Source organism: Roseibium aggregatum, from assembly GCF_017309185.1.
Taxonomy (GTDB): domain Bacteria; phylum Pseudomonadota; class Alphaproteobacteria; order Rhizobiales; family Stappiaceae; genus Roseibium; species Roseibium aggregatum_B.
In genome coordinates this window covers 845,958-859,182 of record NZ_JAEKJZ010000001.1, presented here as the reverse complement: position 1 = coordinate 859,182, position 13,225 = coordinate 845,958, and the positions used below count along the sequence as shown (strand labels likewise).

The window sequence follows — 13,225 nt, the reverse complement described above, 5'->3', positions numbered from 1 at the left end:
TTGTCGTTCAGCCCCGCTTAGCGTCCGCAGGAGCAGCAGGCATGTGTCAGATCCACCATTTCCAGTCCGGCCTTCTCGGACGTGACGGCGCGCAGGTGGGCGTATGCGCGCCGCACATGGCGCGCGATGTCGTCGAACAGGTCATCGTTGTCCCGGCTCGGCCGGATCAGTGAGAACGTTCCCAGAGCCCGGCCACAAAAAACATGTGCCGCCGAGATCTGCTCCAGATGTGCGGTCAGCGCAGCCGGCGCGGAAAGCGCGGCAAGTCTTTCACCGCTGCTTTCCCAGCGGGCCCGGCAGGAGGAAAGCTCCGACAGGTCCGCCACTTCGGTCGAACGGGTCAGCTGGGCCAGGATCATGAGACCGGCAAGCTGTCCGATCACGCGTCGCAGATCCTCGAACACCGGCCGGCACGCCTCCGCGTAGGCGGCCGCCTCCGACGAACCCACCAGGCGGGCGACTTCTTCCGGATCCGGCGCCGGTTTGGGCACGGGGCCGTCTTCGAACAGCGCGCAGTCGGGCCGGTGCACGGTGCTGAGACGGGCAAAGAGATCAGCGCTCTGCATGGGTATCCTCCTTGGCGTGTGAACGCGGCATCGTCGTGCTCCGCTGGACCAGTTCGCCCGGCGGAATTCTGTTAATTCGGGGTTCCAGGTGGCGCTCGCGGGCCAGTTCCACGGACAGTTGGACGGTGGCCTTCATCATTTCCTGCAGTGGCTGGGCGATCGTCGTAAGCTTGTGCGAAGGCCAGCCCGCCATCGTGATGTCGTCAAAGCCGACAACCGAGAGATCCTCCGGAACACGCAGCCCGAGACCTTCCTGAACGCCTTCGATGAAGCCGATGGCAACGATATCGTTGGCGCAGAACACGCCGTCAGCGGGACCGGGAACATCGGCCATCCTCAATCCGGCGGAATACCCGGCCTCGTAAGTGAAATAACCCGCCTCGATGACCCGGGGCTCCTCAAGACCGCGTTCCACGGCACGCCGGCAAAACCCGTTCTGCCGTTCGACATTGGTGGACGCGCCGGGAAAGGCGGAAATGTAAACCAGGTCTCTGTGACCGCTGTCGATCAGGAAGTCGGCCACGCGCCGCCCTCCTTCCTCATTGTCGCAGCTGACGCCGAAACCCAGCCCGTCCGCTGAAAGACGATTGAAGAATATGCACGGAGCCCCTGCTTTCTCGCATTTTTCCTGCGCATGGGAGGACAAGGTAACGGCAAGCACGATCACCAGATCCGGTTGATAGGACAACAACAGGTCTACGGCTTCGTCGGTCTTGTCCGGTTCGTTTGCCGCCGCCAGCATGACGTTCATACCAGCGCCCTGCAGTTTTGCGGTCAGGCGTGTCATGACCTCCGGGTAGAACGGATTGGTCAGGTCCGAAACGACCATTCCGACGATCTGGGATTTCTTGGTGATAAGGCTTTGTGCAAACGGGTTCGGCCGGTAGCCGAGTTCGGTCGCCCGTTTCAAGACGGCTTCTCGTGTTTTTTCAGCGACAATGGCTTCCGGATAAAAGGCGCGCGAGACCGTCGATACCGACATGCCCAAATCCTTCGCCAGATCCTTCACGGTTATGCGTCCCGTCCTCGGTTCTTTTTGTTTCGTTGCCACTTGAAACCGTCCCCTCAAAGTTTTCTTCTCGCTGCCCGCAACCCGGACCCTGGAACACATCCACATGTTGCGACGCCGGTCAATTCAGCAGGTAGATCTGTCTCTCTCTCCGACCCGGCAGGCATGAAGGGAAACCGGCGGGCGAACCCGCCGGTCGGCCTCGGTCCTAGGGCTGGACCGTCGGCTCGATCTTTGTGAGTTCGTAGAGCGTTTCCGATGCCTCGCAGCGCGAACAGTTGATGCCCGGTTCGTTGGCAGCCTCGACTACTTCCGCAGGAAGCGGCTGGATCGTGGCACCGGCGACCGGCGTTCCGTTCAAGGCCGATTCCACATTCACCTCAGGCAGAAGAACCGGGTTCAGGACTTCGCTGACGAAAGAGGACGGAACACGGTCCGCGGGAAAGACGTTACATCCGTTCTCGTAGACATCGCCTTCGCAGACCTGAACGCTTGCGGCGGGAACCCAGGGCAGCGGGTACTCGATGTTCATGGGTTCCAGCTCGCGCTTGCCCGTGAGAATTTCCATCATCAGCTTGAAGGCGTAACCCGACTGGGCAGGGGGCGAGCCGGCGGACACGCCCGACAGGCCTTTTTCCTGCATGTCCGGGTTGGCGAGCGCCAGACGGAAGCCGGCGGAATTCTCGCCGGTCATCGGAACCAGCCGGTCACCGGCGTCAAGCAGCGCCTGCACGGCACCGTATTCGCCGGCCTGGGCCCAGATGCCGTCTACGTCCGGATGCGCGGCAAGAGCCTTTGCCGTTTCCTGCTGCGTGGTCCGGTCGTCCCAGTAGGAGTAATATTCGGACACGACCTCGATGCCCGGGTACTGGTTGAAGATGTGCATGGCGCCGTCGGTGTGGCGCTTGTCGACCGAGTTGCCCGGCACGCCGCGCGACAGGAAGATCTTGCCCTTGCCGTCGAGTTCGTTCACCAGCGCCTGTGCGGTGTTTTCCCCGAAACCGGCCGTCAGGTAGCTGACGTTGTAGGCGCAGTTTTCCGTGACGGTGGCGTCGTACATGAAGAACAGAACGCCTTCCTCGCAGCCCCGGCGGATCGTCCGGTTCAGCGCCGTGGAGGAGATCGGGAAGCTGACGATGCCATCCGCGCCTTCGTCGATCATGCTTTCATAGGCGGAAATCTGAGCCTGCGGGTCCGTGCCCGAAATGACTTCGATCAGCTCGACCGTTTCGTTGTAGGGCGGGGTCGCGGCCAGGGCCTTGACGATATTGGCCGCTTCCGACTGCCAGGCGTTGCCGGAATAGCTGAGGCTCAGGTAGATCTTGAACTTCTCCTTGTCCTGGGCGGCCGCCGGCTGGATGCCCGCGAGTGCGGTCGAGCCAAGCGCCAGCGCCAGGGCTATGGATTTGACTGTGTTCAATTTCATGGTCATTCCTCCTCTTATGGGTAGTTTGTTCAAGGTTCGCGCAGTCATTTCCAGAGCGAACCCAGCTTCTGAAAAAGCTCCTCCCTCAGAAGCAGCAGGGCAGTCAGAACGATGGCTCCCTCGATGATCGTGCGGAGACCGAATTCCAGACCGATTGCGGAAATGATGGTGCCGAGCGTGGTCAGCAGCAGCGCGCCGCCGACCGTGCCGAGAAAGGTGCCGCGCCCGCCCAGGATCGACGAGCCGCCGATGACGACCGCCGCGATGGAGGGCAACAGGTAGTCGTCGCCCATACGCAGCGTCGCACCGTTCGAATAACCGACCAGCATGATGCCGACGAGCCCGGCACAGGTTGCGCTTAAGACGTAGGGCAGCACCTGCGCGGTGAAGACCGGCACCCCGGCGATACGGGCCGCCTCGACATTGGTGCCGATGGCATAGAGGTAGCGGCCGAAGATCGAACGGCTCTGGATAAGCCAGCCGAGGATCACGAACCCGATGGTGAACAGGATCGGTGCCGGCAGACCGAAGACGGATCCCTTCATCAGCGCGATCGCCATTTCAGGCGCCGCACCGCGGGGCGTGCCCTTGGTATAGCCGAGCAGTGCCGAGGAGACGATGATCGACATGGCAAGCGACATGATGAAAGGCGGAACACGCAGGATCACGATCCCCAGCGCCGTCAGGAACCCGACGCCGGCGCACACCAGCAGCACGATGGGCAGCAGATACCAAGCGCCCGGATCGCTCGAGCCGATCCAGTTGGTCGCGAGGATGCCGCCGAGTGTGATCATCGCCGGCAGGGACAGGTCGAGCCCGCCCGACAGAATCACGAGCCCCTGGCCGAAAGACAGGACGACCAGAAAGGAACCGAGGATCAGCACCGTTTCCACCTGCGACCAGGAGCCGAGCGACGGGCTGACGAAACGGGCACCGAGCAACAACACGACGCAGAGCACCGCGACAGCGATGGCGCTGATCGTTTCCCGGCTGATCTTTGCGCTGCGGCGCGTGTCCCCGGACTGGACGAATGTTGTTTCGGCGAGCGGATTGTTGTTGGCCATTGTCATTTTTCCTCTCCGATCCGGGAGATTGCGGTGCTGAAGACGACGGCCAGGATCAGAACTGCGCCCTGGAAGATGCCTGTGTAGAAGGATGAAACACCGGTCGAGAACAGGACCTTTTGCAGGAGCGTCAGCGTCGCGGCGCCGATCACCGAGGCAAACAGCCCCCCGCGTCCGCCGGCCAGGGACGTCCCTCCGAGGGCAACGGCCGCGAAGGTCAGCAAAAGAAGCGGTGTTCCGGAATTGGGGTTGCCGGTGGCCGTCTGGGCACTCAGCATGAACCCCGCAAGCCCGTAGAGCAGCCCGGCACCGACGAAGGCCCCGAAGCGAACGCGCCTGACGTTGACCCCCGACAGCGACGCCGCCTGCTCGTCCGCACCGACCGCATAGATTGCAACGCCGAAATCCGTGCGCCGAAGCATCAGCCAGAGCGCGACGACCGACAGGACCACGAGCCCCGACACCGGAACCAGGCCCCAGAGACGGTCCGTCATCTCGTAGACGATCCATTCCGCGACAAAGCCGCCCGGCGCGTTCAGGATGACCAGCGCGATCCCCTGGCAGATGATCATCGTGGCCAGGGTGGCCGCGATCGACTGAAGCCTGAGATAGGCAACGAGAAACCCGTTGACCGCACCAACCGACGCCCCGATCGCCAGGCAGAGGAGCACGGAGAGCGCGGCGCCCCCCGGCCCTTCGATGGGCACGACCGCGAGCGTCACGTTGCAGATCGAAATCACACCTGCGAGCGACAGGTCGAAGCCTCGGCTCAGCACGACGAACGTCTGACCGGCCGCGGCGAGCGCAAGCGGCGCCGTGTTGTTCATGAGCGCGGCGATCGCGTAGGGCTCCAGGGCGCGCGGCTGGAGGTAGCCGTAGATGGCGTAGAGCGCGACGTAGAGGATGACGATCAGTCCCGCCCCCTGGGTGAGCTGCCTCAACAGGCTGCCCATGACCGGCGCGGGCGACGTGGACGCCTCGTTCGGGAGAACCTCGCTCATCGGGTAGCCTCCTGTCCGGTGGCATCGTGGTGACCGATCATGGCCGCGACGAGCCGCTGTTCGTTGATGTCCTCGCCCGAAAAGCTTTCGAAGACCCTGCCCCCGTAGAGAACGAGGCAGCGGTCGGCGAGCTGAACGATTTCGGGAAGTTCGGAGGAATAGAAAAGGACCGACCCGCCCTCATCGGCGAATGCGCTGATCGCCGCGTAGATGGATTCCTTGGTGCCGACATCGACGCCACGCGTCGGGTCGAAGAGCAGCAGCGTCTTGGCCCCGGAGGCAAGCGTGCGGGCCATCAGGGCCTTCTGCTGATTGCCGCCCGAGAGCTCTCCGATGGGAAAGGTCAGATAGCGCGGGTTCATCTCGACCGCGTTCGCCGCGTCCTGAGCCGCGGAGACTTCGCGCCCCTGGCCGACCATTCCCGCGCGGGAGATGCGTGGCAGGAACGGCAGTACGACATTGGTGGCGGCGGAAAGACCGGCGAGAATGCCCTCGGTCTTGCGTTCCTCCGGCAGATAGCTGACGCCACTGCCGAAGCGCAGCGCCTGGCGGGGCGACCGGTAGGACGCAGGCCGGCCGTCGATGCGGATTTCCCCGGCTTCCGGCTTCTGCACCCCCGCCAGACAACGAAACAGCTCACGCTGCCCCTGCCCTTCCAGGGCCGCCACACCCAGAACCTCACCGGCATTCAGGTCGAAGGAAACGCCATTCAGTTCAGAGCCGGCGATGTCCGTCACGGCCACCCGGGCTTCGCGGGGTCCGGATGTGGAACGGGCGGCGGGGCGCGCGGGATCGACCCTGTGGCCGACCATCATTTCGAAGATGTCGCCGTCGCTCGCATCGTCCAGGTCGACGGTCGCGATGGAGCGGCCGTTCCGCAGCACCGTGGCGACCGAGCAGATGGCGCGCACCTCGGCAAGGCGATGGGAGATGTAAAGGATTGCCACGCCGCGCGCCTTGGCGTTCTCCACCTGCGCGAACAGCCAGTCCGTCTCCGCGAGAGACGCGCTGGGTTCGTCGAGGATCAGCACACGGCCCGCGTTCTCGGCCGCCCGCGCGATCTCGATCCTTTGACGATCCGACAGCGGCAGGCGCGCCACCTCGGCCGCGGGGTCGATCCGCTCGAGGTCATGACGGAGGAGAATCTCGCGCCCCTTCGCCAGAACGTCGGCCCGCGAGATGAGCCCCGAACGGGAGGAGGCCAGCCTGGGCAGCAGAAGGTTCTGCGCGACCGAAAGGTTCGGCACCAGGCTCAGTTCCTGAAAGGCCGTCGCAACTTCGACCGCCCGGGCATCGGTAATGGAATGGGGGGTGTAGGCGGCTCCATGCAGATACATCCGCCCTGCGTCCGGCGTGACCGCCCCGGTCAGGATGCGAACGAGCGTCGACTTGCCGGCGCCGTTTTCCCCGAGCAGGGCATGGACCTCGCCGGCCTGTAGCGCGATGTCGGCATGCTCCAGCGCGACTGTGGCGCCGTAGGACTTGCACACTCCCTCGGCGCGCAGCTCAAGTGCCGCGCCCGGCACGGCTTCCCCGCCAGCGACCGCAACCGCTCCTGTCATCAGCTTCCTCCCGATGTTCCTCCCGCAACAGAAAACGTTCTCTGCAAACGTTCTCTGCAAACGTTCCCAATTCTCAACAGATACTGTCAGAACTGTCAAGCCTCTTGATTATTTACGGAGATCTTAAGCGTGCCCACCCAACACAAGAACGCAATAACATATTGATAAATAATGTTTTTTATTTACATAGATTGCCCACCCGCATTCTCGCAAGTCAAGCGAACGCACCCCTGAGAACGGGTATATGTGGCCGGACCAGCCGGCGTTTCCAGGTTTTCCCCTGTCACGCATGAGACAAGCCGCGACGAGGCCCTGAGGCACCACAAGAAGCGCGGTTCGAACGAGCAGCCGGTGGTCGAGCGGACAGAATTTTCGCGGGATTTCAGAAAATCAAGGCCGGGATCGGCCATGCCGTCAGGGCCTCGTCACAGGATAAGGCCGGGTCTGCTGGCGAAACGTTGCGGGGCTCCGCCGTCCAAAGGGGGAGAGTCGGCGTTTCTGTCCGCGCTTACGCCCTTTGCGAGGCGGTATGTTCGCCGTGGCGCTTGCCACCACCAGAGCTAACCAACAAGATCGGCGGAAAAGGGAAACCGGCCCCTTGGGGGCGGGAAAGCAACCCGTGTCAGGCGATGAGCCGCCTGACCGAACGAGCTGCTTTCCGGCATCCCGTCGTTCAGAGATGCCGCACGATGTTCTAGCCGCCGAAGTCGTCCAGCATGATGTCTTCGCGGTCGACGCCGAGGTCGAGCAGCATGTTGATCACCGAGGAGTTCATGATGGGCGGTCCGCACATGTAGAATTCGCAGTCTTCCGGCGCGGGATGGTCCTTGAGGTATTCCTCGTAGAGGACGTTGTGAATGAATCCGGTGTAGCCGGTCCATTCGTCTTCCGGCAGCGCGTCGGACAGGGCGACATGCCATTCGAAATTCGGGTTTTCCGCGGCAAGCTGGTCGAAATCCTCGACGAAGAACATTTCCCGCTTGGACCGCGCGCCGTACCAGAAGCTGATCTTGCGCTTCGATTTCAATCGCTTGAGCTGGTCGAAGATGTGGCTGCGCATGGGCGCCATGCCGGCGCCACCGCCGATGAACACCATCTCCTTGTCGGTGTCACGCGCGAAGAACTCGCCGAAGGGTCCGGAGATCGTGACCTTGTCGCCCGGCTTCAGGTTGAAGATGTAGCTCGACATCTTGCCGGGAGGAATGCCTTCCGTGCCGGGAGGCGGCGAGGCCACGCGGACGTTGAGCATGATCATGCCCTTTTCTTCCGGATAGTTCGCCATGGAATACGCGCGTTCGACGGGTTCGTTGACGGTCGACTCGTACTGCCAGAGATTGAACCTGTCCCAGTCGCCGCGATACTCCTCCTCGACATCGAAGTCGGTGTATTTGAGCTTGTGCGCGGGCGCCTCGATCTGAATGTAGCCGCCGGCGCGGAAGTTCACGTCCTCGCCCTCGGGCAGCTCAAGCACCAGCGCCTTGATGAAGGTGGCCACATTCTCGTTGGAGCGGACCGTGCATTCCCATTTCTTGACGCCGAAGACCTCTTCGGGAACCTCGATCTCCATGTCCTGCTTGACCCTCACCTGACAGGACAGACGATCGCCGCAGGCGGCTTCGCGCTTGGTGATGTGGCTTTCTTCCGTCGGCAGGATCGAGCCGCCGCCGGAGAAAATCTTGACCCGGCACTGGGCGCAGGTGCCCCCGCCACCGCAAGCCGAGGGCACGAAAAGTTTCTGCTCGGCCAAAGTCTGCAAGAGCTTGCCGCCCGCCGGCACCGCAATGGTCTTCTCGCCATTGATGGTGATGTTGACGTTGCCCACCGAGACGAGCTTGGAACGGGCCGCAAGAATGATCGCGACAAGACCGAGCACGATCAGAGTAAAGAGAAGTATGCCTAGTCCAAATGTGGCCACAGGGCTCTCCCGTTACAGTTTGACGCCGCTGAAGGACATGAAGGCCAAAGCCATCAGACCGGCGGTGATAAAGGTGATGCCCAGACCCTGCAGGCCTTCCGGGATGTCGGAGTATTTCAGCTTCTCGCGGACACCGGCCATCGCGGTGATCGCCAGAGCCCAGCCGAAGCCGGAGGACACGCCGTAGGTAAGCGCTTCCGGGAAATCGTAGTCCCGCTCCACCATGAACAGGGAGCCGCCGAGAATCGCGCAGTTCACGGTGATCAGCGGCAGAAACACGCCGAGGGCGTTGTAGAGCGGCGGGAAATACTTATCGAGCACCATCTCCAGGATCTGCACCAGCGCCGCGATGACGCCGATATAGGAGATCAGGCCCAGGAAAGTCAGGTCCACATCGCCGAAACCGGCCCAGGACAGGGCGCCCGGCGCCAGCAGGTAGGTCAGGATCAGGTTGTTCGCCGGTACCGTGATAGCCTGCACGATCATCACGGAAATGCCGAGGCCGATGGCGGTGGAGATCTTCTTGGAAACAGCGATGAACGTGCACATGCCCAGGAAGAAGGACAGCGCGAGGTTCTCGACGAAGACCGCCTTGACGGCAAGGGAAAGCAGCTGTTCCATCAGTGTGCCTCCACCGTCTGGATCTTGTATTCGCGCTCCTCGACCTGCTCGGGCTTCCAGGTCCGGAACGCCCAGATGAGCAGACCGATGACGAAGAAGGCGGACGGAGGCAGCAGCAGCAGACCGTTCGGAACGTACCAGCCGCCGTTGTTGACGGTCGGCAGGATCGTTATGCCGAAGAGGCTGCCGGAGCCGAACAACTCACGGATGACGCCGACCATCATCAGGATCAGCCCGTAGCCGAGACCGTTGCCGATGCCGTCGATGAACGAGGCGATCGGCGGGTTCTTCATGGCGAAGGCTTCCGCACGGCCCATGACGATGCAGTTGGTGATGATCAGCCCGACGAAAACCGACAGGGTTTTCGAGATCTCGTAGGCGTAGGCCTTGAGGATCTGGTCCACGATGATCACCAGCGACGCGATGATCACCATCTGCACGATGATCCGGATCGCTCCCGGGATCTGGTTGCGCAGGATGGAGATAAACATGGAGGAGAACGCGGTCACCAGCGTCACCGCGAGCGCCATCACGAAGGCCACCTTGAGGGACGACGTCACGGCCAGGGCCGAACAGATACCCAGGACCTGCAGCGTAATCGGGTTGTTGTCGACCAGCGGATCGACAAGCAGTTCTCTTTTGGTCTGCGCCATCAGATTTCTCCCGCCTTGAGGTTTTCAAGGAAGGGTGCGTAACCTTCCTCGCCCATCCAGAAACGTACCAGGTTGTCGACACCGCGCGAGGTCAGGGTGGCCCCCGCCAGTGCGTCGACGTGATAGTCCTCGCCTTGGGGCGGCGCGGTCTTGGCGACGGTGATCAGCAGATCGCCGCTGTCATCGGCCAGCTTCTTGCCCCTCCAGAGCGCTTTCCAGCGCGGATTGTCGACCTCGGCGCCGAGACCGGGGGTTTCCGCGTGGCTGTAGAACTGCAGCCCGTAGATGTCGTTGCCGTCTTCCTCCAGGGCGATAAAGCCGTAGAGCGTCGACCAGAGGCCGTAGCCGTGGATCGGCAGGATCACCTTGTCCAGGCTGCCGTCCTCGTTGCGCAGAAGATAGACGGTGACATATTTCGATTTCCGCCCGATCGAGGCCGGATCGTCCTGCAAGGCGACCGATGTCGCCGGATCTTCGGCCGCGGCGCGATCGTCGAAGGTCGTCGGGTCGAAGGCGTCCGTGAATTCACCCGTGTCGAGTTCCAGAACATGGGGCTCGAACACCGAGAAGGCCTCTGTGACGTTCTCGGACGGATCGTACCGGCCCGCGACCTGCAGAATGTTGATCTGCTTGTCACGGAGCTTGTTGACCTCCTGGATCGGCCGAAGCGACACCGCGGTCGCCGACACGATCATCGAGGCCACCAGGCACAGTGCCACGGCGACGAACACGGTTTTGGGCACGGAGTCCGGCGGCAGTTCGAGAAAACGCCGAACAAAGCCCTTGTCGCGATTGTTTTCTTTCTGACCGCTGTCTTCAGGCATTGCGTTTGGCCCTGCGTTTGATGTTTGCCTGCACCACGAAATAATCGATCAGCGGTGCGAAAACGTTACCGAACAGAATCGCGAGCATCATTCCTTCCGGGAAGGCCGGATTGATGACACGGATCATCACAACCATGAAACCGATCAGGGCGCCATAGAAGTAGCGGCCCAGATTGGTGTGCGAGGCCGAAACCGGCTCCGTGACCATGAACACCAGGCCGAAGGCGTAGCCGCCAACCACGAGATGCCAGTACCAGGGCATGGCGAACATCGGGTTGGTGTCCGAGCCGATGACGTTCAGAAGCGTCGAAAACCCGATCATGCCGGCCAGGCAGCCGACCACCAGCCGCCAGTTGGCGATCTTGGTGAACAGAAGAAAAGCCAGGCCGATCAGGCAGGCAAGGGTCGATGTCTCCCCGATGCTCCCCTGGATCGTGCCGATGAAGGCGTCCATCCAGCTCATGCCGTCCGCCGCCAGCTGCGCGTAGCCGTCGGACGCGGAGACGGACAGCGCCGTGGCGCCGGAAAATCCGTCCACCGGGGTCCAGATCGTGTCGCCGGACATCTGGGCGGGATAGGCGAAATAGAGGAACGCACGGCCGGTCAGGGCCGGATTGAGAAAGTTCTTACCGGTGCCGCCAAAAACCTCCTTGCCGATGACCACCCCGAAGGAAATCCCCAGCGCCACCTGCCAGAGAGGCGCGGAAGCCGGCAAGATCAGCGCGTAGAGCATAGAGGTGACGAGGAAGCCCTCGTTGACCTCGTGACCGCGCACCGTCGCAAAGATCACCTCCCAGATACCGCCCACCACGAGCGTGGTGATGTAGATCGGCAGGAAGTAGAGCAGTCCGTGCATGAAATTGGCGAAGGGATTGGCCGGATCGAAACCGATGCCCAGCGCCTCGATCAGCCAGGCGCGCCAGCCGGAGGCGCCGTGAACCGCGATTGCGGAGTTCACCTGGAAGCCGACATTGTAGAGCCCGACAAGAATGCAGGGGATCGTGGCGATGACCACATAGGTCATGATCCGCTTCATATCGATGTAGGAGCGCGCATGGGGCGCCGCCGTGGTCACCGTCCTGGGCGTGTAGAGGAAACTCTCCACCATCTCGTAGACGGGGAACAGCTTCTCGTATTTGCCGCCCTTCGCGAAGTGAGGCTCGATACGGTCGAAGAAGTTACGAAGGCCCAAGTCTAGCCCTCCTTCTCAATTTTGGTGAGGCAGTCGCGAAGCGCCATGCCGTATTCGTATTTGGCGGGACATGCGAAACCGACCAGCCCCAGATCTTCCTCGTCCAGTTCCAGCGCGCCCAGCGCCTGGGCCTGGTCCGTATCCATGACCAGCAACGCGCGCAGCAATTGCGTCGGCAGGAAATCCTGCGGCATCAGCTCCTCGAAGGTGCCGAGCGGCACCATGGCGCGCCGGCCGCCGTTGAGGTTCGAGGTCAAGGCGTAGAGCTTTTTGGAGAGTGCGGAGCCGAGAACCGGCTGGATCGCGAATTTGGAGGGCATCGGCCGAATCCACCCCAACGGGATCTGCTTGTGGTCCTCTTCGATCAATGTGATCTGGCGGGCGTAGCGGCCGAGATAGGCGCTCGCGCCTTCTCCCAGCCGGCCGCTCAGTATCGAACCGGAAATCAGGCGGACAGGTTCGTCGCCCGCGATCTCGTTCCGGCTGAGTTCCTCCATCGAGGCGCCTGCGACCGTGCGGATCAGCCGTGGCTTCGCGCAACGCGGACCGGAGAGCGCGATCACCCTGCGCGGGTCGTAATGGCCGCTGCGCAGCAGCCGCCCGATGGCGACAACGTCCTGGTATCCGATGGTCCAGACCGTCTTCGCGGCTCCCGGAGCCTCCAGAAAATGGATATGCGTGCCGGACAGTCCGGCCGGATGCGGACCGGAGAAGCTGGCAAGTTCGATGCCGGCGACGTCCTGCCCCGGTATCGCCGCGCCTGTTTCAAGGCAGAGATATGTCTTTCCCTCGCTAAGGGAGGCGACCGCTTCGAGGCCCTTGGCGAAGTCGTTGGCGCTTTCGGCGAGAATCACCGCGGGGTCCGGCGAAAGCGGTTCCGTGTCCATGGCATTGACGAAGATTGCCGCCGGACGCGTGGCCGGATCGGGAACCTTGGAATAGGGGCGCGTGCGAAAGGATGTCCACAAGCCGGAGGCGCACAGGCGTTCGGTCAGGCCTTCAGCCGTTGCGGCGTCACCTACATCAGAGAAATCCACGGGAGCGGCGGCGGTATTGTCGACTTCGATCTCGACGCCGATCAGGACGCGGCGCGCACCGCGATTGATCGCCTTCACCCGGCCTGCCACCGGAGAGACGACCATCACGTCCGGCGTGTCCTTGTGGTAAAACAGCGGAGCGCCGACACCGACGACATCGCCCTCCTGGACAACGAGCCGGGGCTTCAGTCCGACATAATCCGCGGCAAGCACCGCGGCCGTCCCGGTTTCGACGCCCTCGCCGATCTCTTGCACCGGTGCCCCCAGCACTGGCAGATCAAGACCTTTTTTGAGCTTAAAGCTTTGCACGCATCCGGCCTCCAGATTTCAACAAAGTGCCGTATCCTATGTTTTT

Annotated in this window: 12 protein-coding genes; all 12 read right to left on the bottom strand. The window is 62.4% G+C overall.

Annotation, left to right across the window (positions count from 1 at the left end; translation table 11 throughout):
* Positions 1-17: 17 nt before the first annotated feature.
* Positions 18-566, bottom strand: a complete 549-nt coding sequence (locus JF539_RS03870; RefSeq protein WP_207139027.1) for a hypothetical protein — start codon at positions 564-566, stop codon at positions 18-20.
* Entirely contained in the window at positions 553-1,677 is a 1,125-nt protein-coding gene (locus tag JF539_RS03865) for a LacI family DNA-binding transcriptional regulator (protein WP_268957539.1), read from the bottom strand. The genes JF539_RS03870 and JF539_RS03865 overlap by 14 nt, the downstream gene beginning before the upstream one ends.
* 106 nt (positions 1,678-1,783) lie before the next feature.
* Positions 1,784-3,001 (bottom strand): sugar ABC transporter substrate-binding protein, encoded by a 1,218-nt coding sequence (locus JF539_RS03860; protein WP_207139026.1) that lies wholly within the window; start codon positions 2,999-3,001, stop codon positions 1,784-1,786.
* 44 nt (positions 3,002-3,045) lie between these two features.
* Positions 3,046-4,071 (bottom strand): ABC transporter permease, encoded by a 1,026-nt coding sequence (locus JF539_RS03855; protein WP_207139025.1) that lies wholly within the window; start codon positions 4,069-4,071, stop codon positions 3,046-3,048.
* Positions 4,068-5,066 carry an ABC transporter permease gene (locus tag JF539_RS03850; RefSeq protein WP_207139024.1) on the bottom strand — a complete coding sequence of 333 codons (999 nt, stop codon included), beginning with the start codon at positions 5,064-5,066 and terminating at the stop codon, positions 4,068-4,070. The genes JF539_RS03855 and JF539_RS03850 overlap by 4 nt, the downstream gene beginning before the upstream one ends.
* Entirely contained in the window at positions 5,063-6,628 is a 1,566-nt protein-coding gene (locus tag JF539_RS03845; RefSeq protein WP_207139023.1) for a sugar ABC transporter ATP-binding protein, read from the bottom strand. Before JF539_RS03845 ends, JF539_RS03850 begins: the two co-directional genes overlap by 4 nt.
* 694 nt (positions 6,629-7,322) lie before the next feature.
* Positions 7,323-8,543 carry an NADH:ubiquinone reductase (Na(+)-transporting) subunit F gene (gene nqrF, locus JF539_RS03840; RefSeq protein ID WP_207139022.1) on the bottom strand — a complete coding sequence of 407 codons (1,221 nt, stop codon included), beginning with the start codon at positions 8,541-8,543 and terminating at the stop codon, positions 7,323-7,325.
* A 12-nt stretch (positions 8,544-8,555) separates the two neighbouring features.
* Positions 8,556-9,164 (bottom strand): NADH:ubiquinone reductase (Na(+)-transporting) subunit E, encoded by a 609-nt coding sequence (gene nqrE / locus JF539_RS03835; protein WP_207139021.1) that lies wholly within the window; start codon positions 9,162-9,164, stop codon positions 8,556-8,558.
* Positions 9,164-9,817, bottom strand: coding sequence for an NADH:ubiquinone reductase (Na(+)-transporting) subunit D (locus JF539_RS03830; protein ID WP_207139020.1), 654 nt, complete (start codon positions 9,815-9,817; stop codon positions 9,164-9,166). Before JF539_RS03830 ends, nqrE begins: the two co-directional genes overlap by 1 nt.
* Positions 9,817-10,641: a Na(+)-translocating NADH-quinone reductase subunit C gene (locus tag JF539_RS03825; protein ID WP_207139019.1), complete on the bottom strand. Its 825-nt coding sequence runs from the start codon at positions 10,639-10,641 to the stop codon at positions 9,817-9,819. The genes JF539_RS03830 and JF539_RS03825 overlap by 1 nt, the downstream gene beginning before the upstream one ends.
* The gene (locus JF539_RS03820; RefSeq protein ID WP_207139018.1) at positions 10,634-11,833 is read right to left on the bottom strand and encodes an NADH:ubiquinone reductase (Na(+)-transporting) subunit B; all 1,200 of its coding nucleotides are present in this window, start codon (positions 11,831-11,833) and stop codon (positions 10,634-10,636) included. The genes JF539_RS03825 and JF539_RS03820 overlap by 8 nt, the downstream gene beginning before the upstream one ends.
* A 2-nt stretch (positions 11,834-11,835) precedes the next feature.
* Entirely contained in the window at positions 11,836-13,179 is a 1,344-nt protein-coding gene (locus tag JF539_RS03815) for a Na(+)-translocating NADH-quinone reductase subunit A (protein WP_207139017.1), read from the bottom strand.
* Between the last annotated feature and the right edge of the window lie 46 nt (positions 13,180-13,225).

Bases quoted from the DNA above. Each gene is read 5' to 3' on its own strand.
- JF539_RS03870 (WP_207139027.1), bottom strand. From the start codon at position 566: ATGCAGAGCGCTGATCTCTTTGCCCGTCTCAGCACCGTGCACCGGCCC.
- JF539_RS03865 (WP_268957539.1), bottom strand. From the start codon at position 1,677: ATGTGTTCCAGGGTCCGGGTTGCGGGCAGCGAGAAGAAAACTTTGAGG.
- JF539_RS03860 (WP_207139026.1), bottom strand. From the start codon at position 3,001: ATGAAATTGAACACAGTCAAATCCATAGCCCTGGCGCTGGCGCTTGGC.
- JF539_RS03855 (WP_207139025.1), bottom strand. From the start codon at position 4,071: ATGACAATGGCCAACAACAATCCGCTCGCCGAAACAACATTCGTCCAG.
- JF539_RS03850 (WP_207139024.1), bottom strand. From the start codon at position 5,066: ATGAGCGAGGTTCTCCCGAACGAGGCGTCCACGTCGCCCGCGCCGGTC.
- JF539_RS03845 (WP_207139023.1), bottom strand. From the start codon at position 6,628: ATGACAGGAGCGGTTGCGGTCGCTGGCGGGGAAGCCGTGCCGGGCGCG.
- nqrE (WP_207139021.1), bottom strand. From the start codon at position 9,164: ATGGAACAGCTGCTTTCCCTTGCCGTCAAGGCGGTCTTCGTCGAGAAC.
- JF539_RS03830 (WP_207139020.1), bottom strand. From the start codon at position 9,817: ATGGCGCAGACCAAAAGAGAACTGCTTGTCGATCCGCTGGTCGACAAC.
- JF539_RS03825 (WP_207139019.1), bottom strand. From the start codon at position 10,641: ATGCCTGAAGACAGCGGTCAGAAAGAAAACAATCGCGACAAGGGCTTT.